General features: G+C 51.3%; 34 protein-coding genes and 1 tRNA gene. 28 read left to right on the top strand and 7 right to left on the bottom strand.

Features of this window, described 5'->3' with window-relative positions:
• The 6 genes from M4I36_RS00575 (at position 1) to ndk (ending at position 3,539) form a co-directional block, all read left to right on the top strand.
• A tRNA-Pro gene (locus M4I36_RS00575) sits at positions 1 to 77 on the top strand.
• Between the two features lie 170 nt (positions 78 to 247).
• A complete protein-coding gene (gene mtrB / locus M4I36_RS00570; protein ID WP_258109655.1) occupies positions 248 to 475 on the top strand; it encodes a trp RNA-binding attenuation protein MtrB in 228 nt (75 codons plus the stop codon).
• A 101-nt stretch (positions 476 to 576) separates the two neighbouring features.
• Positions 577 to 1,314: a heptaprenyl diphosphate synthase component 1 gene (locus tag M4I36_RS00565; RefSeq protein WP_258109654.1), complete on the top strand. Its 738-nt coding sequence runs from the start codon at positions 577 to 579 to the stop codon at positions 1,312 to 1,314.
• Entirely contained in the window at positions 1,314 to 2,051 is a 738-nt protein-coding gene (locus tag M4I36_RS00560; protein WP_258109678.1) for a demethylmenaquinone methyltransferase, read from the top strand. The genes M4I36_RS00565 and M4I36_RS00560 overlap by 1 nt, the downstream gene beginning before the upstream one ends.
• Positions 2,048 to 3,016, top strand: coding sequence for a polyprenyl synthetase family protein (locus M4I36_RS00555; RefSeq protein ID WP_258109653.1), 969 nt, complete (start codon positions 2,048 to 2,050; stop codon positions 3,014 to 3,016). The genes M4I36_RS00560 and M4I36_RS00555 overlap by 4 nt, the downstream gene beginning before the upstream one ends.
• Positions 3,017 to 3,095: 79 nt before the next feature.
• Positions 3,096 to 3,539, top strand: a complete 444-nt coding sequence (gene ndk / locus M4I36_RS00550) for a nucleoside-diphosphate kinase (RefSeq protein WP_258109676.1) — start codon at positions 3,096 to 3,098, stop codon at positions 3,537 to 3,539.
• A gap of 10 nt (positions 3,540 to 3,549) precedes the next feature.
• Here ndk and M4I36_RS00545 read toward each other — a convergent pair whose 3' ends face one another.
• Positions 3,550 to 4,470: a patatin-like phospholipase family protein gene (locus M4I36_RS00545; protein ID WP_258109652.1), complete on the bottom strand. Its 921-nt coding sequence runs from the start codon at positions 4,468 to 4,470 to the stop codon at positions 3,550 to 3,552.
• 121 nt (positions 4,471 to 4,591) lie between these two features.
• Here M4I36_RS00545 and M4I36_RS00540 point away from each other — a divergent pair, with 121 nt between their 5' ends.
• The 7 genes from M4I36_RS00540 to M4I36_RS00510 all read left to right on the top strand — a co-directional run bounded on the left by M4I36_RS00540 (position 4,592) and on the right by M4I36_RS00510 (position 9,198).
• Positions 4,592 to 5,365 carry a CheR family methyltransferase gene (locus M4I36_RS00540; RefSeq protein WP_258109651.1) on the top strand — a complete coding sequence of 258 codons (774 nt, stop codon included), beginning with the start codon at positions 4,592 to 4,594 and terminating at the stop codon, positions 5,363 to 5,365.
• 86 nt (positions 5,366 to 5,451) lie between these two features.
• Entirely contained in the window at positions 5,452 to 5,631 is a 180-nt protein-coding gene (locus M4I36_RS00535; RefSeq protein WP_258109650.1) for a hypothetical protein, read from the top strand.
• A 218-nt stretch (positions 5,632 to 5,849) separates the two neighbouring features.
• The gene (gene cbpB, locus M4I36_RS00530) at positions 5,850 to 6,308 is read left to right on the top strand and encodes a cyclic-di-AMP-binding protein CbpB (RefSeq protein WP_258109649.1); all 459 of its coding nucleotides are present in this window, start codon (positions 5,850 to 5,852) and stop codon (positions 6,306 to 6,308) included.
• 46 nt (positions 6,309 to 6,354) lie between these two features.
• Positions 6,355 to 7,035, top strand: coding sequence for a biosynthetic peptidoglycan transglycosylase (locus M4I36_RS00525; RefSeq protein ID WP_258109648.1), 681 nt, complete (start codon positions 6,355 to 6,357; stop codon positions 7,033 to 7,035).
• Positions 7,036 to 7,148: 113 nt separating this feature from the next.
• Positions 7,149 to 7,385, top strand: coding sequence for a biotin/lipoyl-containing protein (locus M4I36_RS00520; RefSeq protein ID WP_258109647.1), 237 nt, complete (start codon positions 7,149 to 7,151; stop codon positions 7,383 to 7,385).
• A 310-nt stretch (positions 7,386 to 7,695) separates the two neighbouring features.
• Entirely contained in the window at positions 7,696 to 8,604 is a 909-nt protein-coding gene (locus tag M4I36_RS00515) for a LysM peptidoglycan-binding domain-containing protein (protein WP_258109646.1), read from the top strand.
• Between the two features lie 69 nt (positions 8,605 to 8,673).
• A complete protein-coding gene (locus M4I36_RS00510) occupies positions 8,674 to 9,198 on the top strand; it encodes a hypothetical protein (RefSeq protein ID WP_258109645.1) in 525 nt (174 codons plus the stop codon).
• Between the two features lie 156 nt (positions 9,199 to 9,354).
• Here M4I36_RS00510 and M4I36_RS00505 read toward each other — a convergent pair whose 3' ends face one another.
• The 6 genes from M4I36_RS00505 to M4I36_RS00480 form a co-directional block, all read right to left on the bottom strand.
• Positions 9,355 to 10,767, bottom strand: a complete 1,413-nt coding sequence (locus M4I36_RS00505) for a recombinase family protein (RefSeq protein ID WP_258109644.1) — start codon at positions 10,765 to 10,767, stop codon at positions 9,355 to 9,357.
• Positions 10,764 to 11,369, bottom strand: a complete 606-nt coding sequence (locus M4I36_RS00500; RefSeq protein ID WP_258109643.1) for a hypothetical protein — start codon at positions 11,367 to 11,369, stop codon at positions 10,764 to 10,766. The genes M4I36_RS00505 and M4I36_RS00500 overlap by 4 nt, the downstream gene beginning before the upstream one ends.
• Positions 11,332 to 12,288: a hypothetical protein gene (locus M4I36_RS00495; RefSeq protein WP_258109642.1), complete on the bottom strand. Its 957-nt coding sequence runs from the start codon at positions 12,286 to 12,288 to the stop codon at positions 11,332 to 11,334. Before M4I36_RS00495 ends, M4I36_RS00500 begins: the two co-directional genes overlap by 38 nt.
• 76 nt (positions 12,289 to 12,364) lie before the next feature.
• Entirely contained in the window at positions 12,365 to 12,532 is a 168-nt protein-coding gene (locus tag M4I36_RS00490; protein ID WP_258109641.1) for a hypothetical protein, read from the bottom strand.
• 17 nt (positions 12,533 to 12,549) lie between these two features.
• Positions 12,550 to 12,807, bottom strand: a complete 258-nt coding sequence (locus M4I36_RS00485; RefSeq protein ID WP_258109640.1) for a helix-turn-helix domain-containing protein — start codon at positions 12,805 to 12,807, stop codon at positions 12,550 to 12,552.
• A gap of 56 nt (positions 12,808 to 12,863) precedes the next feature.
• Positions 12,864 to 13,124: a helix-turn-helix domain-containing protein gene (locus M4I36_RS00480; protein WP_258109639.1), complete on the bottom strand. Its 261-nt coding sequence runs from the start codon at positions 13,122 to 13,124 to the stop codon at positions 12,864 to 12,866.
• Between the two features lie 67 nt (positions 13,125 to 13,191).
• On the opposite strand from M4I36_RS00480, the gene M4I36_RS00475 reads away from it, so the two are divergent.
• The 15 genes from M4I36_RS00475 (at position 13,192) to M4I36_RS00405 (ending at position 20,156) form a co-directional block, all read left to right on the top strand.
• Entirely contained in the window at positions 13,192 to 13,440 is a 249-nt protein-coding gene (locus M4I36_RS00475) for a helix-turn-helix domain-containing protein (protein ID WP_258109638.1), read from the top strand.
• A 45-nt stretch (positions 13,441 to 13,485) separates the two neighbouring features.
• Positions 13,486 to 13,710, top strand: a complete 225-nt coding sequence (locus M4I36_RS00470) for a hypothetical protein (protein ID WP_258109637.1) — start codon at positions 13,486 to 13,488, stop codon at positions 13,708 to 13,710.
• Between the two features lie 220 nt (positions 13,711 to 13,930).
• Positions 13,931 to 14,197: a hypothetical protein gene (locus tag M4I36_RS00465; RefSeq protein WP_258109636.1), complete on the top strand. Its 267-nt coding sequence runs from the start codon at positions 13,931 to 13,933 to the stop codon at positions 14,195 to 14,197.
• A gap of 724 nt (positions 14,198 to 14,921) precedes the next feature.
• A complete protein-coding gene (locus M4I36_RS00460; protein ID WP_258109635.1) occupies positions 14,922 to 15,119 on the top strand; it encodes a hypothetical protein in 198 nt (65 codons plus the stop codon).
• A 186-nt stretch (positions 15,120 to 15,305) separates the two neighbouring features.
• Positions 15,306 to 15,941 carry a hypothetical protein gene (locus M4I36_RS00455; protein WP_258109634.1) on the top strand — a complete coding sequence of 212 codons (636 nt, stop codon included), beginning with the start codon at positions 15,306 to 15,308 and terminating at the stop codon, positions 15,939 to 15,941.
• Positions 15,942 to 16,151: 210 nt separating this feature from the next.
• Positions 16,152 to 16,496: a hypothetical protein gene (locus tag M4I36_RS00450; RefSeq protein ID WP_258109633.1), complete on the top strand. Its 345-nt coding sequence runs from the start codon at positions 16,152 to 16,154 to the stop codon at positions 16,494 to 16,496.
• Between the two features lie 81 nt (positions 16,497 to 16,577).
• Positions 16,578 to 16,763, top strand: coding sequence for a hypothetical protein (locus M4I36_RS00445; protein WP_258109632.1), 186 nt, complete (start codon positions 16,578 to 16,580; stop codon positions 16,761 to 16,763).
• Positions 16,764 to 16,970: 207 nt separating this feature from the next.
• Positions 16,971 to 17,126: a hypothetical protein gene (locus tag M4I36_RS00440; protein ID WP_258109631.1), complete on the top strand. Its 156-nt coding sequence runs from the start codon at positions 16,971 to 16,973 to the stop codon at positions 17,124 to 17,126.
• A gap of 241 nt (positions 17,127 to 17,367) precedes the next feature.
• Positions 17,368 to 17,523, top strand: a complete 156-nt coding sequence (locus M4I36_RS00435; RefSeq protein WP_258109630.1) for a PTS ascorbate transporter subunit IIC — start codon at positions 17,368 to 17,370, stop codon at positions 17,521 to 17,523.
• A 1-nt stretch (position 17,524) separates the two neighbouring features.
• Positions 17,525 to 17,761 (top strand): hypothetical protein, encoded by a 237-nt coding sequence (locus M4I36_RS00430; RefSeq protein WP_258109629.1) that lies wholly within the window; start codon positions 17,525 to 17,527, stop codon positions 17,759 to 17,761.
• Complete coding sequence (locus M4I36_RS00425) at positions 17,758 to 17,940, top strand: hypothetical protein (protein ID WP_258109627.1); 183 nt, start codon at positions 17,758 to 17,760, stop codon at positions 17,938 to 17,940. Before M4I36_RS00430 ends, M4I36_RS00425 begins: the two co-directional genes overlap by 4 nt.
• 20 nt (positions 17,941 to 17,960) lie before the next feature.
• Positions 17,961 to 19,226 carry a hypothetical protein gene (locus M4I36_RS00420; protein ID WP_258109626.1) on the top strand — a complete coding sequence of 422 codons (1,266 nt, stop codon included), beginning with the start codon at positions 17,961 to 17,963 and terminating at the stop codon, positions 19,224 to 19,226.
• 2 nt (positions 19,227 to 19,228) lie between these two features.
• Positions 19,229 to 19,366, top strand: coding sequence for a hypothetical protein (locus M4I36_RS00415; RefSeq protein WP_258109625.1), 138 nt, complete (start codon positions 19,229 to 19,231; stop codon positions 19,364 to 19,366).
• Entirely contained in the window at positions 19,366 to 19,896 is a 531-nt protein-coding gene (locus M4I36_RS00410; RefSeq protein ID WP_258109624.1) for a hypothetical protein, read from the top strand. Before M4I36_RS00415 ends, M4I36_RS00410 begins: the two co-directional genes overlap by 1 nt.
• Entirely contained in the window at positions 19,893 to 20,156 is a 264-nt protein-coding gene (locus tag M4I36_RS00405) for a hypothetical protein (protein WP_258109623.1), read from the top strand. Before M4I36_RS00410 ends, M4I36_RS00405 begins: the two co-directional genes overlap by 4 nt.
• Positions 20,157 to 20,285: the final 129 nt, after the last annotated feature.

The raw sequence follows: 20,285 nt of genomic DNA, 5'->3' as shown, positions 1-20,285 counted from the left end.
CGGGATGTGGCGCAGCCTGGTAGCGCGCTACCTTGGGGAGGTAGAGGTCCCGGGTTCGAATCCCGGCATTCCGACCAAGAAGCCAGCGTCACAGACGCTGGCTTTTGCATCGATGAAAGAAACTTTGGAGGCTATTCAACGAACGAGATCTGACTGAGGATGAAACGATTTGCCGTCTTAAGCACTGAAGAGGGGGCAACGACCCCAAGACGCCTGTAACATAGATTGAATGGATAGGAGGATATCCATGTCTGATGGAGTAGAACAGGGGGATTATTTCGTCATTCGGGCTCTAGAGAACGGCGTGCAAGTCATAGGAATGACGCGGGGGACGGAAACGAAGTTCCACCATTCCGAAAAACTTGATAAAGGTGAAATCATGATAGCTCAGTTTACGGAACATACATCAGCCATGAAAATACGGGGTAAGGTAGAACTATACACGAAACACGGTACAATCACCCCACTAGAGTGACACTTACCTAGCAGGATGCAATGGTACCTAGTGTGGTATAATTGCGCTTGGATTGATGGGAGTTTGTACGGATGCTCTTTTCGCCGCGAGGAGATGAATGGATGCCGGACGAGGTAAATCAGTTGTTTCTTTCTGTTCAGAAACAGGTGCAGTCGCACATGCGGCATCCATTTTTAGTTGCACAACACATGAATCAAACCCTAAGTCAGTTTCATTTCGAAGTGGGCCTCGCCATCCTTCGAGCGGCTGGTCTCGCAGAGAACGATATCTTGGCCATTCTCAGCGCTTTTTTGTTGCTTCAACAGGGATTATCCATTCACGATTCTGTGGACAGTGAACGTGGCGTACGGCAGCAACTGGTTGTCTTAGCAGGAGACTATGACAGTAGCAAGTATTATCGGATGCTCGCTTTTCGCGGGGATTTTGCGTTGCTCTGTCGATTGTCCGATGGTATTGCCAAGACGAATGAAGCAAAGATGACCTTGCTGTCGAGAGATGGGAAGCTTACGCCAGCTACCTATTTGTCGTTGCGAGAAGTCGTGGAAGGACAAATTTTACACAGCTTGGCGGAACATTTTCTGGGTAACCATGAGCCGTGGAAAATGTATGTTCAATCGTTTGTCCGAGCTTACATTGTGCAGACCGAATTGCATGTGAAAAACGGGTTGCGGTATGTGACGTTTCGTCAAGCGTACGATTGGCTGTCCGAAATGTGGGACCGAGTGGTGAGTTTGTCCCCGTTACCAAGAAACGACCCCATTCTCACGTCCCTGACGGACTATGTCCAGCCTCTTAAAGACATGCTAGAAGTAATGAAGTTGGCGGAAGGAAGTTCGTGATGGTACGAGAAAACGTCAATAAGGCAGAACATGTACATTCGGTGTTTTCGCAGATTGCCGGTCGATATGATTTCATGAATTCGGTACTGAGTTTTCAGCAACATCGCCTGTGGCGGCGTTTCGCCATGAGACAATTGCAAATTCCTGCGGCTGGGAAAGTACTCGACGTAGCAGCAGGTACTGGGGCTTGGACGTTTGCCTTGGCGGAGACCGTGGGTGAAGATGGAAGGGTTGTTGGACTCGACTTTTGTAAGGAAATGCTCGACGTAGCTCGCGTTCGCCAAAATGAGATGAAGACTCCAAGCGACCATGTTCTGTTTATTGAAGGAAATGCAATGGAAATGCCGTTTCAAGATAATGAATTTGATGTCGCGACCATCGGATTTGCACTGCGCAACGTTCCCGATGTCAGACAATGTCTGTCCGAAATGATGCGCGTCATCAAACCTGGTGGCACAGTCGTGTCTTTGGAGCTGTCCAAACCGCAGATCCCCGTTTTTCGTCAAATGTATTATTTTTACTTTCAAAAAATACTTCCATATCTAGGCGCGATGGCAGTTGGTAGTAAGACCCCGTATGCATGGCTGCCCGAGTCTTTGGCTGATTTTCCTGACCGCATTCGCCTTGAAGGAATCTTTCGGGAAGTGGGACTACAGCGTGTTCGAAGCTATGCCTTGACAGGTGGAATTGCGGCTCTGCACATTGGATTGAAACCAGAGGAGTCGACTGCACCATGAGCTTCGTACAAGTTTACAACCGATATGAGTCTCGCTTGCATTCGGTCGAACTGCGCTTGCGCGGAGAAGTTCACTCCGAACAAGCGACACTGTCGCGGGCAGCGCTTCATTTATTGGAGGCGGGTGGGAAGCGGATTAGGCCGCTTTTTGCTGTTATTTGCGGTAGCTTAGGGCAGCGCGAAAACACGGAAGATGTGGAGCGCGTCGCCTGTGCCTTGGAGCTTATACACATGGCCACGCTCGTTCATGATGACGTCATCGACGATTCGTCATTACGCCGCGGCCAACCCACTGTGAAAGCCCAATTTGGAAATCGTGCTGCTATGTACGTAGGGGATTTCCTATTTGCCCGGGCGATTGGTATTTTGAGTCGCATTGAAAGAGTCGACATTCATCAGGAATTCTCAACGGCAATTGCGAAAATGTGTCGCGGTGAAATTGAGCAGATAAGAGACTTGTTCAACTGGACACAGACTCTTCGTACCTACTTCCGGAGAATCGAACGCAAGACGGCACTCCTCATTTCTGTCAGTTGCAGTCTCGGCGCTTCGGCCGCAGGTGCCTCTGCGCAAAACGTCAGTGCATTGCGACGTTTTGGTTATTGGACTGGGATGGCATTTCAAATTATTGACGATGTACTCGACTTCTCAGGAGATGAATCTCACGTTGGGAAACCAGTAGCCGGTGACCTGCGCCAAGGAAATCTCACGCTACCGACGTTATTGGCTTCGCTCGATGTACCAGTGGGTGAACAGTTGAGACGTCTGGTGCAAAAAGATATGACGAGCGAACAAGCGACTTTAGCCATTCAAATCGTGCGAGATTCTGGCTGCATTGAATCTGCACGAGGAATAGCGAAGAAATGTATGGCGAAAGCGGTACAACACTTGCAGTGCATTGACATTCCCGAGGTGCGGGTCGAGTTACAGACGGTCGCCGACTTTGTTTACGAACGGCTGTTTTGACTTCACAGTTGCAGAAACATCGTCTCATGCTCTACAATACGCGCGATACATATATGAAAAGGAGTTGTTTTGCTTGGCCTTGGAATCGACATTTATTATGCTCAAACCAGACGGGGTTCAAAGAGGACTCATTGGCGAAGTGATTTCCCGGTTCGAACGGAGAGGTCTTCGCTTAGTGGCTGCCAAGCTCATGTCAGTGGATGAAGCAACCGCTAAAGCGCATTACGCAGAGCATAAAGAACGCCCGTTTTTTGGAGAATTGGTCTCGTTTATCACCTCCTCTCCCGTGTTCGCCATGGTCTGGCAAGGTGAAAATGCCATCTCTGTAGCACGTACCATGATGGGTAAAACGAATCCATCAGAGTCGGCACCAGGCACTATTCGCGGCGATTTTGGTCTGTCTATCGGGATGAACATCATTCACGGCTCAGACAGTAGCGAAAGTGCCGACCGAGAAATATCGTTGTGGTTTGACAACCAACTCATTCGTTATGAAAAATCTTCGGACGTTTGGGTCAGTTAGTCATCACGTCTTAGAAACGATGTTCACCTGAGTCTCTTGGGCTCGCGTCAACGTGGGTCCGACTGCTGAGAAACTGTTGCAGTTTGGGCAAAACCTCTGCAACAGCCACCTCTCCGCGATGAACGTGTTGCTTCATATCGCGCAACGACCAGACCGAAGCACTTGTGAAACGAGGTTCGAGGACAAAGACATCTTGTTGTTGCGTGTCATTGTCGATGGATTCGCGCAACAAGATGTCGAACGATCTCGCTAGGACGTCGACCGTTGTTTTTGGACTGTAGTCTCTAGGAAGTTGATACAAGTTGACTGCGATAATTTTGGTACAGCCACATTGCCGCAGTGCCTCCACTGGGACGTAGTGGCGCATGGCGCCATCAACTAGTAAATACGGGGGATAGGAAACGGGCGTGAAAATTCCCGGCAACGCACTCGATCCCAAAATGGCGGTCGGCAGGTCCTTGGAGGAAATGGGCGTGAATTTTCCGTGTGCGTCGCGATTCACAGCGAAAACGATTGGGTTTCCAGTCAGTAAGTCCGTTGAAATCACGAGTAACGGCTTCTCGCAAATTCGGTTTTGTAACAAATCACAAATATATCTTTGGAGCTTTAATCCTCGGATGAAGCCATGCGGATAGACACGAAGCAGAGAAGACTGTTTGGCCAGTCGTCGATGAAGTACCGTGTAGAGAGAGGACATCACCGGAAATCCGTAGTCCATTAATTTTTCTGGGGAAAAGTGGTCAATGATCTTCAGGAAATCGTTGATTTTGTATCCATGAGTATAGAGGGCAGCGACCAGTCCTCCTGCGCTCGTTCCTGCCACCATATCGGGTTTGATGTTCAGTTCCTGTAGTGCCTTTAACACACCAATGTGAGCCGCAGCCTTTAAAGTACCGCCACTGAGAGCGAGCCCCAGTTTCATTGGAGCCATCCGTATCCCTCCAGACTCGGTTCCTGCCGATGAACGGTTACGACATCCTATTCATCGGCAAGTATACGAAGATGCATGTTGACACCATTGATTTCCACTAGCCACGAGGAGACGTCATGGCATGGATGAATTCGAACAATTTATGATTGACTTTTTACACCTCACAGGGATAGACCTTTCCCTGTACAAAAGACCTCAGATGGAACGACGACTCACTTCTCTTCGCAATCAGCTCGGCTGCGATACCTATCCACAATTTGCAGAGAAGCTCTCATTGCAACCAGAATGGCTACATCGAGTCTTAGATAAAATGACCATCAATGTTTCGGAGTTTTTTCGGAATAGAGAACGTTGGACCATGTTATCGACGTACATTTTCAAAGGCCCGATGACACACCCATTCCGGTTTTGGAGTGCGGCGTGTTCAACTGGAGAAGAACCATACTCACTTCGCATTCTCGCGTCGCAAGCAGGCGTAACTGAAATCGACCTTCTTGCAACCGACATCGACAGCACCGCATTGTCCCACGCACGGCAAGGTATTTACCAACAGCACCAACTCCGTGAAGTAACAAAAAGTGAACTCGCGGCATATTTTCAGGAAACCCCGGTCGGATGGCAAATTAACCGGGAGATTGCCGAATCGGTGCATTTTCAGCAGCACAATCTGCTGTCTGACCCGTATCCGAGCGCGCTAGATCTCATCATATGCCGCAATGTTCTCATCTATTTCACCGACGGTGCGAAGCATCACGTCATCTCGGAATTTGCAAAAGCGTTGCGAACTGGAGGTCTGTTGTTTCTCGGCAGTACAGAACAATTGTTACATGCAAAAGAGTATTCGCTTTATCCAGTCGCTCCATTTTTGTACCAAAAGCTTTCCACGATGCCCTGAGTTCGCTCAGGGAGGTATAGCTCCTTTCCTAACTCCTCAAGCTAAGATAGTCACCTTGCTCAGGTGAACGGGAGGAGAGATTGGTCATGGAGAAAGAACCTCGAGAGTTAGACAACTCGTGGAACTCGTCATCCAACGTGGATGACTCATACCAGGACAGCGTTTTGGACGCACTCGACCGGCTTCAGGAAGATGGCGGAATCGCCCCGGAAGTGATGCACCGGAAACCAACCCATTCCGTTCGATTCCAAAAGAGCAATTCGTGACCGATAAGGAGGGGGACATCACGTCCCTCTTCTCCTTTTTAGAGGACATTAGGACAGGTATTCTGCAGAAGACTCAGAAGACGAGCGAGCACCGTGAAAGACCATTCTTACGTGACATCTGTTACACTGTCTAATGAGATAGAGCTAAACAACGGGTCCATTCTGTATAATGGATAGGGCTTTAAAAGTCACAGTTCACAGGAAGACGGTGGCATTGCATGTTAGATTGGATGGATCGACCGATTCACAATGAGGTATTTGCAAAACTGATTATGCCGGCTCAAAATGTGGCTTGCGTTGAAGATAAGAATTCGGCAGAGCACGCCTTGCTCGTCTTGATTAAAACGAGGTATTCGGCGATACCCGTTTTATCCGGTAGAACTCGCGTTGTTGGCACGATCAGTAAAACGATAATTTTAGATGCCATTCTTGGCCTTGAGCGAATCGAAGTAGAGAGGCTCGCGGACTTACAAGTGGGAAACTTGATGAACACGCATGTACCCGCGATTCAGCCCACCGATACGGTCCGTAAAGCGGTACAACTTTCCATCAATCAACCCTTTCTTTGTCTGGTCGACAATGACAATTTTGCTGGTCTGGTGACGCGCCGCGCACTCTTGGCGCATATCTTTGAACAGACAAAGGTCCACTCCAGCAAATTCACTGAAAAGGCGTGATGCAGGCTTGCGGTCCAGTCGCTTCTTGCGATGGTTGTTCGGGGCATTGCTGACAATATCATTGTTCTTCGGCGGTTTGAATGTCTACTTTCACACTTCATTTCCAATTCGACAAAAAGTACAGACCGCAGCAGCGGCAATGTTTCGCGAACACCATGTTCATATCGTGCCGTACGCAGAAATTCCTCACTTTTACAAAGAGGCGGTCATCGCGACGGAGGATCGACGATTTTCGTGGGATCCCGGTATTGACCCAATAGGTATACTTCGTTCCTTCGTCGTCGATGTGGAAAAAGACGGCTATGTCGAAGGGGGTTCGACAATTACCCAACAATTAGTCGACAACACGATCATTCGCCACCAAAAAACGTTGGGCTATAAAATTCGCCAGGCTCTTTACGCGATCGGACTCTACGATACCATGTCAAAACCAGAGACCTTTGACTTGTACGCAAACGTCATTTACTTCGGGAACGGTGCCTATGGTCTGTACAACGCAGCAGAAACGTATTTTGGCAGACGACCTGATGCCTGCAATCTTGGCGAATTGGCGATGTTGGCTGGCTTGCCTAATGCACCCAGTGATTACGATCCGTTCTATGCCTATCCACTGGCACGAAAACGAGAAAGTATTGTGTTGGAGAATATGGTGGACGCCGGGATGATGACTGTGCGCGAAAGCCATGTGATTTTTAACATGCCTATACAATTGAGGGGCCACGCTTAAAAACTGCGATTCTCGAAAGTTGGCTGACCGCGATACCGCATGATAGACTTATCAACACGATGGTAAAGTGCAACAATCAGAATGATTTTGTTAGATGGCGGGAGGACTTGCAGATGTACGATGTAAAGTTACCTCAGTTGGGTGAAACGGTTGATTCTTGCTTGGTTACGGCATGGCTGAAAAATGTTGGCGAAACGGTGCACGTAGGAGACGGTATTGTCGAAGTCACCACAGACAAAGTGACCGTTGAAGTGCCATCAGAGGTATCTGGTACACTCAGCGAAATATTGGTGACCGTAGGAGCCGAGGTTCACTCAGACACCGTTTTGTGTCGCATTCAGGAGTCTTAATTCGCTGAGCAAAACACAGGTACCGATACGCGTATGACAGGTCAGAGGGTTCTGATGCATGAGCCAGTAACCCCCTGACTTTTTGTGTCGCTGAGACCTGGTGACGTACGCGTCAACGTTGGGGCGGGCCGAGCCAACGGCGATTGAATCTCTTCCAAGCCTGTTGTTGGCACCGTTCGACTCGAACCATACCTGGTTTGTATCCATCCCGAAGATTCTCCTCAGAATTAAATTCGCCTATTTAGGACTAGCCTCCGCCTGTTTCGCGTATGCATCAACATGCAGACTCGAGAACAGGAGGAAGATGGCGGTGCGATTTGAACTCAAGTCGTTGTGGATTTGGTTTGCGTTCATCCTGACCTTCTTGTGGTGCGGACTGTCCCCGCAAACTCTGTCTATTCCCGGGCAAAGCATTCAACAGGACTACCCAATATCACAGAGACCCCTCGTCTTACAGAGAGACATAGAACCCATGCCCTTATCCTTTGACCTGACTGCCTACCGGTCTATCCGAACGCGCACATTGCAAGGTTTTGTTCCGTCCGTCGGGCGGAGCTTGGACACTCCTATAGTTCGCGACCTTGTTCTCAAAGTGGCCATCACACGCCACATTTACGCGAACACCGTGCGGAACACGCCGACCCATCATCGAAACGCAGCAGAGCGACATCTCGCCACCGTCATTGATTATACGGTGCAATCAGGAAACACTCTTTGGGCGCTTTCCGAACTGTACGGCATCCCAGTAGTGCGCATCCAAAAAGACAATCATCTTTCCGGAGACACTATCTATCCAGGCCAGAAACTCCGCTTGGTCAATCCATCCAGTCACCCCCCTGCGATGCCGCGTTTGTTGAAAAACGCTCCGGCTGAACTCATCCCAATCTACATGCAAGCTGCTGCACGCTATAAAGTCCCTTGGACCGTATTGGCCGCAATACACAAGACAGAAACTGACTTTTCCCTCGGCGGACCCATAACATCGTGTGCTGGCGCACAAGGTCCGATGCAATTCATGCCTGCCACTTTTGCCGAATTTGGCGTCGCTGCACCAGGAGTACCGGGACCACCCGACATCGACAACGTCGAAGATGCCATCTACAGCGCTGCTCACATGTTAAGCGTGGACGGATTCGACAACAACCCCTGGCAAGCCGTATGGGATTACAATCACTCTGCACGATATGTATCGACCATCTTGCAAATTGCGAACTTTTGACGAGATGGTGGTTTTAAAATCAATTTGAAAGCGGGCAGACTAAAAAGGAGGACCGAACGAGAGAATGAGGTGAATGCAACAGTGGACCTTCAGATACGGACGGTTGCTGGTCACGCATTGTGGCAGACCAAGCCAGTGGACGATGGGGAGGACCGACTACCTCATTTGCACGTGGAATGGTACTTTGGAACGGATCGAACGAAACTCTTGGTGAAACGGACAAAGCAGTGGATTGGGGCAGACCGAGACTTGGTCGAAGCTTTGATTGCTGACTTGTGGTGCCAAGATGCCTATCGACCGAGCGGTCTCGAAGTTTGCCTGCTGACGGAGGGTCCGGCACTGATGGGAGTCTTGACCGGGCACGTCTTCAGACCGTGGCATGCATACTACGTGCAGCGTTGCGCCGCCGGGAGCCATGGTAGCCACAGTTTGGCTGTCCTCTATCGAAAACTCATCGATGCAGCTTATGACCGCAGTTGCGGATACGGGTATGGTGGTCAGTTAAGTGCAAACGCCGATACCTTCTGTTGCCTTCACAATATGGGCATCGTGACTGAAACCCATCCGGAGCGGTTTATCTTTCGTAAAAACTGAGACGCCCAGTCACTCTGGACGCCGCAGTTTTCGACACAAGACATAGAGTGGATTTGATGCAGGACTTTTGGAACACATTCTCTTGCAGCAGGGCACGTAGACTACCAAAGGAAAGCCAGCCAAAAAATCCATGCGAACGCGTGACACCTTAAATACCTAAACGCGCCATACGACCCGGAGACGTTCTTCCGGTTCCAAGTACATTCGGTCCACCAGCGACCGCAAAAGTTCTTTGCGCTCGACCGGGAGGGCTAAGGGCCATACCTGCTCAAACGACAACGCCAGGTCTCTTACGAGTTGAAGGTCGGCTCCAGACGCCTCCTCTAGACGCACAATTTCACTCTCCAGTCTCCGTATCCTCTCCGACGTGGCATCCAAATGCTCTCTAAGCTCCTCGCCGCTGATGACCCCGTCCCCAAACGCATCCATCCATCGTGAGCGGCGCAATTTTGCCTGTTTTAGCTCCGTTTGCAGGGCGGCCATGGTATTCTCCATATTTCTCGGAACACCACCCTCAGAGGCCACGGAAAGTCGGTCGCGATACTCCTTGAGGGCGGAAAGGAAAGATCCTTCTACTTTGTCCTCCCGGATGGGCTTTTGCGGACACAGTCCGGAATGGGCACTTGTCCCGCACACATAATAACGATAGGATCGGCCTTTGCGTGTGACGGTGTTCCCAGACATAGCGGCGCCACACAGAGAGCACCGGAGAACACCCGAAAAGGGGAAAGACCCGGTGCCCGCCCGCACTGGGAAGGTGGCCCTTTCTTTCCTCATCTGTTCCGCTTTCTCCCAGAGATCCCGTGAAATAATGGGCTCGTGCTGCCCCGGTTGGATCAAGGGAGTCCCTGTTCGTCGGCCGCCCACAGTCCGATACCCGTATCGCACATATCCCGCGTAAAGGGGGTTTCTTAGGCAATATTTCAAGGCATTGAGGGTCCACGCTTGCCTAGGAGCCAGACGGGGATGGGAGGGGTCGTTCAGACGGGCTAAAATCGTGCGCAGGCCGAGCCCACTCGTATACCACTCAAAGATATCCCGGACGACCTCAGCCTGCGACTCGTTTACGTGCAGCTCCCCGTCGTAACTGTACCCGAAGGCGGCCCGCCCCCCAGACCATCTCCCTTGACGGGTCATTTCAATCATCCCTGCCTTGGTCCTCTCCCCCAATTGTTCACGCTCCCACTGGGCCAACGCCGCTACGATGGTCACAAAGAGACGACCCATCGCCGAGGTGGTGTCGAAGACCTCGGTCACGGATCGAAACCCGACCTTGTGGTCTTCGAAAAATTGGAGGAGCTCGTATAAGTCCAGGACGGAGCGGGTGAGGCGGTCCAACTTGTAGACCACCACCACATCCATGGCACCTTCCACGATGGCTTGCATCATCCGTTGCAGCTCAGGGCGCTCGGTGTCCTTGGCGCTGGCTCCCGCATCGGTGTACACGCCGACCACCTGCCAATCCTGCCCAGCACAAAAATCACGCAAGCGTTGCAGCTGCGCATCGAGGGAGAATCCTTCATCGGCTTGCATGGCGGTTGAGACTCGGGAGTAGAGGGCTGCTCTCAACTTTCGTTGTCCCTTTCGTTTTCCTCCATAGAACGCACTATAATCTTGAAGATGGCAGTTACATTGCGTGCTGACAAGAACAAAGAGTGCAATGCAATAAAAATTCCTATTGAAAAAAATAAATCAAAGACAGGGACTTCGCCAGATTCGAGAGAATGAGGAAGTGAAAAAGGGGCGAAAAATCTTGTAAGAGAAAAGTATATCAAAGACAGCACCAGGACAATGATCTGTACAAGAACAGCCCATGCAAACATGGACATGAGGCCCTCTAACACGTTAATTTCGGTATTCGATGTTACTTTTGCAAGGTTTTTAATGAAACTGCCTGGCGCAGCTCCGATCATAGCCATACTCGCTACATTAAACCCCGCCAAGATTGCAATAACAGTGACGCCGAGAGATAAAACAGATATCGAGAAATGACTGAACTCATCGAAGGTGGCATGAGACATTAACGAAAAGATAAAAAAACACGCACCCAAAAGGGCTGGAATGAATAAATCCGTCGTTAATTCATAAAGAGTAGAAAAAGAAAAATATACTTTTGCGACTCTCATGTACGGTCTATTCGTCGTCATCCATGTCTTCACCAATTTCTTCATCGTCGAGCGGCTCCCTTTTGCTTAGAGGTTCCCTCGTGGTCGCGATATTTATAAGTATAGAATACATATGCTCAGAATTCACCAAATTACCTTCATCAACATTTACCTGAACTGGTATCTCTTCAGTGACTTTGCTAAAGTCAAGCAATTTACTCTTTCCATCTTGCTTGCCTCGAATTCGAATATTTGTAATGTCGGCGCCATTCTTTATGGCATGCACCTTATCTTTAATATACCTGTTGGCTCGTGCTTTCGAAAAAACATTTCCTCTTTTCATTTGCAATCCTAACGTGGTTACTTCGGTCCCTATTTCTTCTCCTTCTCCATACATCGCTTCAAAAGCCTTATTTTGACCACTTTGAATCGCCCTGTCTAGCTTTATGGTAATTGCATTTAAATCTTGCAGCTTGTCTAATTCCTCAAAAAAGTCACCATTGATCAATTGAGAGATGAAATAATTACTAATGCCTATATTCTTTCGGTATTCCTTTGTTTTGCGACGGATATATGTTTCGAAATCTGTTCTACCCACACACCTTGATTGCGCTTTTTCCAAAAACATAGCTCCATCACTACGACGAACCAGAAAATGAGTCTTTTGCTCGTCTCCTTCATGAATTTCTCGTGTATTAATTCTGCTGGTCAAAGTCTGTGAATCCAATAAATCGGGTTTCGTGCCAAACGAAGTGCTTTTCAAAAAACCCAAAATATATTTCTCTTGAAACTGTATCTGCGCCAAAAAACACACTTTTGTGTTTTGCTTGTAATAAAAACCTTTCTCTGTATCGTCTAAGTTGTATAGGAACTCCATTGTCTCTTTAAATTTGTCTTCTAACCACACAATTTCTTTATCGAACCGTCCTTTTTCCTTCATTTTTACTTCACATACCTCAATTTTCCTTTCGGCTGTTTTCGCCACAAACATACCCCTTCCTTAATTTATAAATATTTTCAATAAATGACTTTGTGTTAAACATTGATGTAAGAATCGACTTTTAATGCAGATACCTTCCGGCGGTTCGAGTTAGCATCTCTAAGAGTCCGCTCGTAGCGTTTTTAAGTTCCTCTTGTTCTCTTTTCAAATCCTTCGCGAGCTGATTAACATCCGTTAGACGTTGTTCCAGCGAAGTCAGCGCCTCCAGAATCCGGTCGAGCTTGTCCATCTGCACACCTCCCTCAATCACTCGGAACCTGCGGCGTGTTCGTCGGGGATGAGGTCCTCAACTCGGCGCGGGTCGTCGGATAGACCAACTAAGTAATCCAAAGAAACCCCAAAATACTCGGCGAGCTTTAAGAGGCCATCAAAATCGGGCTTTTGTTCTCCTGTCTCATAACGATGGAATTGTCTGTAAGTGACCCCAATGAATTCTGCGATGTCTTTCTTTTGGCACCCGTCGAAGGCAATCAACTCCGAAAGCCTTGTAGAAAAATCAGCCACATTCTCACTTCCAAATGCTTGACATGACTACATTAGTCATCCATAATGTGACCATATTAGTCACGTTGACGAGGGGTGGTGATGTTCGGTTCGTCGCTTCGGCCGACGAGATAGTCTATCGAGACATCAAGATAATCCGCTAATTTTAGCAGTCTGTCGTAATCTGGTTTGCTTTGTCCGGATTCGTATCGGTGAAGTTGCCTATACGTGATGTCGAGTTTATGCGCAATTTCTTTTTTCTGTTCTTCCTGTTGAAAAAGTAATTCGCTTAGTCGTCGTGAGAAAAGATCCAAATTATCTTCCCCGGTTCTTGACATGACATCTGGTGTCCTTTATTATCGAGGAGTGACATGTGGTGTCACTCGCGACAAAGGAGGTGATACAGTGCAGATTGGCGGGAATCTCAGGAAGATTCGCCTCTCTAAAGGACTTACGCAGTCGGAAGTTGCGGCAGCCCTCAATGTTTCCGTGCGACAGCTGCAACGTTGGGAACAGGACGAAAACGCACCGCCACTCAGTCGTTTGGTCGTCATCTGTGATTTCTACGATGTCGATATTTACGACATTTTATGTCGTAATCCTACCACAAACACCGCTACTGGAAAAGAGGAACAGGCCGCTGCATCGCAATAACCCACCGCGCAGGTGCTGCATATCGTGCAAAGAGGAGGCGATCCCATGTCAGAGTTGCGTGTGGTCCATATTGGTCAGCCATCCGAAGCGGCACTTCGGGCAGCTGCCCAACAGGTCGAAATGATTCGGCGACGTTGCATCGATCAGGTTCTCCAGGCGGCGAAAGAGCAGAGAGTGCCGGTGACACGGGAGTTCATCGGCAAGGTCCTGGGCATACCGACTGAGGAAGTGCATCTCCGCTCGTCCGTGTCGTCGGCATCCTCGATATGACAACGATTGGATCGACTATACATCATTTTCTCTGCAAAAAATCAATTGGGGAGGATCCTATGGAAAAACAAGCCGAACAAAGGATGTACGAAGCCGTCGACCGCTCCATGCGTCGATTCTTGGACTCGCTGAGGGAAGAGGGCATAGCGAAGACGCCCGTCGGGCAGGACGGGCGAAAAGCAGACGGTATTGCCACTTTATCATACCAGAAGGAGGGATCATGGTGCCATCGGCTCATCCGTCTGAAGACCAAGATTTCGAAGTTTTCGAGGTAAGGATTGGTCCCCTCCGGAAGACTTTATGGATCCGGCCCTCGATGGGGGCCGCCGTGGTCAAGCAACAGACCGAGTATGACGTGGGAAGTCAGCACATCCGTCATTTCGATGCCCCGTTCCTCACTCTGCCGAAACAGGCCTGGCTCAGCATAGGACAGGCTATGGGATGGCTAGGGGACGACCAACTCACCGAGAGAGGAGGAAGACTATGACGCAGCCCTCAACGGTCCCTCAGTGCGCCTGCTGCACCCCGACGATTCCCATTCTCACCAGTTACGACTTGAACCAACACCATCATTTCCCTTACCAGATGAGGATCATGGACTGGAAATTCGTCTCAGGCTCAGTGGAGGCGTGCCGCGTGTCCTGGCATACTGGAGGCTGAACTCTATGCACGGTTCTATGAGTAGAAGGGCAGGGGAGAGAGTTGTGAAGGTCTACAAGCGTAAAAATCTGGTACGATACGATGCTGTCCAATTCGACCCTTTACAAATTCATCGGTATCCCTTCGAGGTCTCCATTGAGCGTAGGGAGGGTCGCTGCATCGAAAGGGCCTATTGCTTATACTGCGACGGTATGAAGGTCCGCCTCTATCCTGGGGATTGGTTGGTTTCGCCCAAGATTAACGGGCTACCGGCTGTGTTCACAGTGTATTCCGAAGGCGAGTTTCTTAGGCTCTTCGAGGAGATACAGGAGTGAAACGGTTGAGCGATGTTTTGTCGTTGGCCGAGCAACAAGAGAGATACTTAGCAGGAACTCTGCACCTTTTTATGGTGACGCAACGGGACATAGGTGCCCTGTACGACTGGTTCCGAACGGTGTGCCCTGGTGCACATGCATGGGAGTTCAGCTGTTGGCCAGCGACGCCCCAGGGCCCCGAGGGAGGGCTCTGGTACGTCCGCGCGCCTAGGCTCCCCTGAAAGGAGGGAAAACCGCGTGGACCGTCAACTCATTGAGAGCTTGAAGCGCGAGCGAGAAGCGATTGGAACTTGGGTAAGTGAGCACTACGACATGCCTCACTACATCTACCGCATCTGTAAGGAAAAAATGGACGAGCTCGATTACAGCATCCGGCATCACACCGGAACGCTGCGGATATTGGAGAAGACCGCAGGGGGTTTAGGAGACTTCTGACTCTGGGAAAGGAGACCTTTCATGAACTTTTTCCAGGAGTGGCGAGCGTTTTCCAATTGGACGCTTCGGAGTCACCCTCCAACCGGCCAGATAGTGTTGTGGTACGCCTTAATGGATGTATGCAACTTTGAGGGCTGGTCAGAGTGGTTCCAAGTGAGCACGAGCCAACTCCAGGCGTTAACCGGCATGAGCAAAATTGGGGTCCAAAAAGCACGGGACCAACTGGTGCAAAAAGGGCTGATTCAATACCATAAAGGGACTAAAAAAGGGCATGGAAGATACAAGGTGGTAACTTTCACGAATGTGAAAGTATCCATTCAAGTAACCGCCCAAGTAACCGGTGAAGTAACCGCTGAAGTAACCGCCTCGGAAAAAACTCCGAGTTTCTACAAGGAGTCTTTTAAAGATCTTAAAGATCTAGACTTAGACATAGACAAAGACTCTCTCTCTCTCTCTTACGCGCATCCGCGCGAGAGGGAGGAACTTAAATGCTTGGTGCAAAAAAACTACGGGCACGAACCGCACGACGGTGAGGTTGATCTGCTCCTCGGATACGTGCACCAGGGTATGCGTCTGGACCTGGTCGAGTGGGCTATTCAGGAGGCCAAGATACGTGACAAGCCCTGGGCCTACGCCTTCCGAACCGTCCAGCATCTCTGTTTGCGAGGGATCCAGAGCGCTGAAGAAGCCGAGGTGCGGGAGAAAACTCTCCCCCCCAAGACTACGAAACCGCAAGCGGAACCGAGGGGCTTGAGGGAGAAAGGAGCCATGCGGGATGAGCGCTACGAAGCATTCTATGACCTCTATCCAGAACTGCGATAGACCGCAGACGGAGAACCTGCGTGAGCATGATTTCGCGTGCAAGAAGTGCGGAGAGGAGCGAGTCATTTGGGCGATGGGGCACGTGGTCTCCCTGCCCAAGTGCTCTTGCGGAGGGGAGTACAGGCGGGTCTTTTGGGAGCAAATTCCGTTCCTGTAAACCCGATATCCATTAAAAGGTAAAAATCACAATACCATAAGGGGTCGGTGTCGGTGTGTGAAAATGGGGTATGGTCGCTCGAAAGGCTCGCCCAACACGGCGTGGGAAAAATCGGAACAGGCGCAAAAAGGCGCTTTTGCGCCGAACTCGGAGTCTCGCCCTTGGGCCCGGAAAAACGCATCACGGAGCGCTTAGAAAAGGCGGTTGCAGCACGTCTATCCCTAACACGAGCCTCCGAAATGGACCTCCGCAAATGGGATAAAAGGGATTTGGTGGAGCTTGTGCGCCAACTCCGACTCGATGATGTGCGCACCAAAGGGGAGGCCGTGCAGCGACTCCTTCAGTGGCGAGACGGCCCCAGTCCCTATGTTCCTCTCGCCCAAACAGACCGTCTTTGACACAACTACTTCGTAGTTAAGGATCTTTAATGGAGCAGTGCGGGAACGGCGCCGAGGAGGCACCAGGGAGGGGGACGTCGAGTGAGTCTCAGTAAAATACTCAGCCAGGGGCGAGCGGTCTGGATCCACATGTACGTCTTCGACCTGCACCACCACCTGATGAATGTCCAGCCCGGGAACGTGATATTGGGCTTGGAAGTGGTCGCCGTCGGGGGGTACGGGCTGATGAGTTGGTTGGACAGGCACGACGATAAAAAAAATTTGTAGTATGCGAATTCGCTCGAAAATCAATGAAATCGGGAGATATATCCGCCTAAACCGCTCTAATCCGTACTGGATGCGATTCGCCAAAATGCGTTTGGTCGTATACTCTCTCCATCCCAGAGAAGATGGCGGAAACTGGGATAGAGACACGGGGCAATGGAGTACACCTGGGCCGGGGAGACCCCCCGACCATCAAGGAGGCAGCCAACGTTGGGGACCAGCTTGGGACAGACGGTCGCTGTAGGGCATACCGCCTTTTACGTGGCCTACCAAGTCACCCTCGGGCAAGTGCTTCTAGGCATCCTGTTGCTCGGAATCCTAACGATTCTCGTCTTGCGTTGGTTCGCCGATGCTTGGTGGAGGTGATGGGGATGTGGGAGGTACTCACCGGACCTGCTTGTGAGGGGGTGTGGCTGCTGATGTCGGTCCCTCTGACCCTGATAGGCATCGTGGCGCTGCTGCCTAGGTTTGGAGCCGATGACTAACGTTTCCGCCTCGGTGCTTTTGTGGTTCTTTTCGGACCCTGTGGTGCTCGAATATTGCTTCTTCCTCGGGGTGTTGGTGGCGACGGTGATAGCTCTCGTGGAGTTTTCGAGGAGGTAGCGACATGTACTTCGGCAATGTCTGGGACTGGAGCTTCTTTTGGCAGGTATTCCAGAACTTCCTTGCCTCGGGTGCGCCCTTCATCCTCATCGTCGTGGCCGCTTCCGTGATGGGACTCGTGCTCGGATTCATCGTGCGAGCCATCCGAGGCGCCAAGTGACATGTTTACCTGGACAAGCCCTGGACAAGGGATTTGGTCCACGGGAGCCTTCCCGTTCTTGTATCAAGTGCTGACCTGGCTCATGAGTCAGGCGGCGCCGGTTCTCCTGTTGATGTTTGCGGCTGCACTCGCCGGTTGGATTTTCGTCCTGATCAAGCGAATGGTTCTCCCTGGCGATGAGCATATCTCCCCTTATTTTGGGGAGGAAGAAGAGTGGGAGGAGGAGGATGAAGAATGAGTACGAGCATCATCCCGTCGTCTGGCATTGATTGGGGCTTCAGCGCGTCGCAACTGCTGAGCAACTCGGCGGCTTTGTACGAGTCGATTGCCGGATTCGTCATTTTGGCCCTGGCGTTCCCAGTCGGCCGTCTGCTTATCCGATTCATCAAGTCGCTGTTTACCAATTCCAAGGCGTAATGAAAGGGGAGCGAGGGGGCATGAGGAAAGCCATCCGCTGGTTGGCCGGTATCGTCATCGCCTTTTCGCTCTCTCTTGCTTTTCCCGTCCATGCGTTGGCCTCCGTGCCCGCCGTGTATGACCAATCGCTGTATGTCGGCAGCTCATGGAGCTCCGCAGGCACGTATTCCGATTCGGTCCCCGGAGAAGACAGCGCGGACACGGATGGCGAAATCGTGGCCAATGCGAACAACGCCTCGGCGGTGTTCCAAGACGTCGAAATCGAGGGCTCCTTACCGTCCGGGGATTCGATTACGGTGACCGCTTATGCCTATGGCGCAAATGGCGGGACGGCCGGGACGACCTGGACGCTCACGAGTGCTGACGTGGGGAAAGAAGTGGCCCTCCCGTCGGATGTGACCGACGCCTGGGGACTTTCGTTTCTCACCAACGCTTCCAGCTCGTCTCCCGGGGAATGGTGGCTGAAATACACGTGGTCCACCGACCGAGAACTCAGCTCGACGGGGGAGATTCTCTGGGTGACGCCCACGTGGGCTAACTCCCCTGGGACCTCCGCCCCGAGCCCTGGTTCGAGTGGGCCTGGCGTCACGGCTACGACGGGAACGAGCGTCTCCGGTGGCAGCACGTATGTGACCACGCATGTCTCGGTGTACTACCCACCTCCGGACTGGAACGCGATTACGAGCGAGATCGCGCAGAAGATAGGGGCTCTTTTCCCACCGATTCCCGCTCCGCCTACGGACACCGATGAAATTTCGGCATCGTCTTCCATCACGCCTCCAGAGGTGCCTGGTCCGCCCGCTTTGAACGTGCCGACCATCGTTGTGCCTTCGGATCCGCCTGAACCCGGTACCGAATCGGTGAATCTGCTCCAGGGCTTCACGCCCATAGAGGTGCCGATGAGTTCTAGCCAGGCGTTCAACATTCAGGATCCCCTGGCCTCTTTGCCGCATACCTCGGCCAGTGCTCCACCTGTCCCGGGTCAGAGTGGGATAGTTGGGTTTACTCCCTCCGCCCCGACCCTGCTCACGGCGTCTCCTCTTCCTGGGTTCACCGCGCCAGGGGCGGCACTCGGACCGGATTACGCCCCTCCGGGGACGGCCCCCATGGGTATCATGCCGAATTTTTCGGGACCATCCGAAGCAGGGGGCGGGCCGGTGCCTGTGATCACGGGGTCCGCGTCCGGTGAAATGCCCCTCCCGGGGGAGTCGGGGGAGCCCACTCCGGGATATACGGTCGGAGGGGGCACGAGCGGGCCCACGTATGACTTTGGAGGTGGGGGATAGGGATGAGTCCAGGCGAGATCTGGAATGCGACGCTACCGTATCTCCAGGGGTTGGCGCCCTTCCTGGGCGTGATTGCGGTGCTTCGCATCGCCCTGATGTTGAGAGATTTCATCGTCGAATTGTTTGAGGACCTGCGGTAATGCTGGCCTCGTTCGCATCGGACTTCTGGAACTGGCTGTCGAATCTCTGGAACAGTTTCGCGGGCTGGCTGCAAGGATTGGTACAATCCGCCATTTCGGCGATAGGGGGATTCTTTTCTGCCCTGCTCTCGGGGATGGCATCCCTGATGCAGCAACTGCTCTCTGGCCTCGTCCATGCGCTTGAGACCTTATTTGCTCCAGTCTTCGGTTTGATTCGAGCGGTCTTTTATTTTGTCCAAAAAGTGTTCCATGTCTTGTATCTGTTGCTGCAATTGATGGTCGCTTTGGTGCATTTATTACTCAGCTTTATATGGGGGCTCATACAGACTCTGGCGGGCTTTTCGTTCTCCGGGACCGCACCGACTATGCCAGCGGATGTGGCCAGTCCCTTCACGCATATGGCCAGTGTCTTTAGCCTTTTGCAGCTGAACAACGTGGCCTATGTTATGCGCTTTGGCATCTGGATTTTCACCGCTCTTGCGGTCATCCGGCTCATCAGTAACTTCGGGGCTTCGGGGGGATCCGATTGATAGACTTTATCAATTCTCTGTTCCAATTACCCGACCAATTGTTGGATGAAGCCTTGTCTTTCTTGAACCATCTCTCGACCTTGGTCGGAGCGGGGATCCAGTTATCGGACTATTTCAGTTGGGTGGCGGTCTTAGGCCCAGCGTGGGTGGGGGTAGTGGAAAGTCTCATCGGCAGTCTCGTGCTCATCGCCTGGCTGCTCATCATTCGTTCGGTCTACCGAATCTACCTCGCCGCTAAGGATGGCATTCAGTGGTGGTAGGCGGGGAGCTAACAGCCAAAGGTCTTAGGGGGGTACCGGGGTGATATTCGGTTATTTTTTCCAAGTCGGAGCAGGTGCAGCGCTGGGAGCGCTCTTTATCCTCTTCCCGGCCATGTGGGTCTATCGTCG

The organism is Alicyclobacillus sp. SP_1 (genome assembly GCF_024706985.1).
Taxonomy (GTDB): Bacteria; Bacillota; Bacilli; order Alicyclobacillales; family Alicyclobacillaceae; genus Alicyclobacillus_I.
This window is presented reverse-complemented; position numbering and strand designations above follow the sequence as displayed.

What these genes read in the sequence shown, in the direction of transcription:
- M4I36_RS00455 (WP_258109634.1), top strand. Translation starts at nt 15,306, where the DNA reads ATGAGCAAAATTGGGGTCCAAAAAGCACGGGACCAACTGGTGCAAAAA.
- M4I36_RS00480 (WP_258109639.1), bottom strand. Translation starts at nt 13,124, where the DNA reads ATGTCAAGAACCGGGGAAGATAATTTGGATCTTTTCTCACGACGACTA.
- M4I36_RS00470 (WP_258109637.1), top strand. Translation starts at nt 13,486, where the DNA reads ATGTCAGAGTTGCGTGTGGTCCATATTGGTCAGCCATCCGAAGCGGCA.
- M4I36_RS00500 (WP_258109643.1), bottom strand. Translation starts at nt 11,369, where the DNA reads ATGAAGAAATTGGTGAAGACATGGATGACGACGAATAGACCGTACATG.
- M4I36_RS00410 (WP_258109624.1), top strand. Translation starts at nt 19,366, where the DNA reads ATGCTGGCCTCGTTCGCATCGGACTTCTGGAACTGGCTGTCGAATCTC.
- M4I36_RS00430 (WP_258109629.1), top strand. Translation starts at nt 17,525, where the DNA reads ATGTTTACCTGGACAAGCCCTGGACAAGGGATTTGGTCCACGGGAGCC.
- M4I36_RS00425 (WP_258109627.1), top strand. Translation starts at nt 17,758, where the DNA reads ATGAGTACGAGCATCATCCCGTCGTCTGGCATTGATTGGGGCTTCAGC.
- M4I36_RS00545 (WP_258109652.1), bottom strand. Translation starts at nt 4,470, where the DNA reads ATGGCTCCAATGAAACTGGGGCTCGCTCTCAGTGGCGGTACTTTAAAG.
- M4I36_RS00465 (WP_258109636.1), top strand. Translation starts at nt 13,931, where the DNA reads ATGGTGCCATCGGCTCATCCGTCTGAAGACCAAGATTTCGAAGTTTTC.
- M4I36_RS00565 (WP_258109654.1), top strand. Translation starts at nt 577, where the DNA reads ATGCCGGACGAGGTAAATCAGTTGTTTCTTTCTGTTCAGAAACAGGTG.
- M4I36_RS00420 (WP_258109626.1), top strand. Translation starts at nt 17,961, where the DNA reads ATGAGGAAAGCCATCCGCTGGTTGGCCGGTATCGTCATCGCCTTTTCG.
- M4I36_RS00415 (WP_258109625.1), top strand. Translation starts at nt 19,229, where the DNA reads ATGAGTCCAGGCGAGATCTGGAATGCGACGCTACCGTATCTCCAGGGG.
- cbpB (WP_258109649.1), top strand. Translation starts at nt 5,850, where the DNA reads ATGTTAGATTGGATGGATCGACCGATTCACAATGAGGTATTTGCAAAA.
- M4I36_RS00520 (WP_258109647.1), top strand. Translation starts at nt 7,149, where the DNA reads ATGTACGATGTAAAGTTACCTCAGTTGGGTGAAACGGTTGATTCTTGC.
- M4I36_RS00435 (WP_258109630.1), top strand. Translation starts at nt 17,368, where the DNA reads ATGTACTTCGGCAATGTCTGGGACTGGAGCTTCTTTTGGCAGGTATTC.
- M4I36_RS00555 (WP_258109653.1), top strand. Translation starts at nt 2,048, where the DNA reads ATGAGCTTCGTACAAGTTTACAACCGATATGAGTCTCGCTTGCATTCG.
- M4I36_RS00490 (WP_258109641.1), bottom strand. Translation starts at nt 12,532, where the DNA reads ATGGACAAGCTCGACCGGATTCTGGAGGCGCTGACTTCGCTGGAACAA.
- M4I36_RS00540 (WP_258109651.1), top strand. Translation starts at nt 4,592, where the DNA reads ATGGATGAATTCGAACAATTTATGATTGACTTTTTACACCTCACAGGG.
- mtrB (WP_258109655.1), top strand. Translation starts at nt 248, where the DNA reads ATGTCTGATGGAGTAGAACAGGGGGATTATTTCGTCATTCGGGCTCTA.
- M4I36_RS00535 (WP_258109650.1), top strand. Translation starts at nt 5,452, where the DNA reads ATGGAGAAAGAACCTCGAGAGTTAGACAACTCGTGGAACTCGTCATCC.
- M4I36_RS00560 (WP_258109678.1), top strand. Translation starts at nt 1,314, where the DNA reads ATGGTACGAGAAAACGTCAATAAGGCAGAACATGTACATTCGGTGTTT.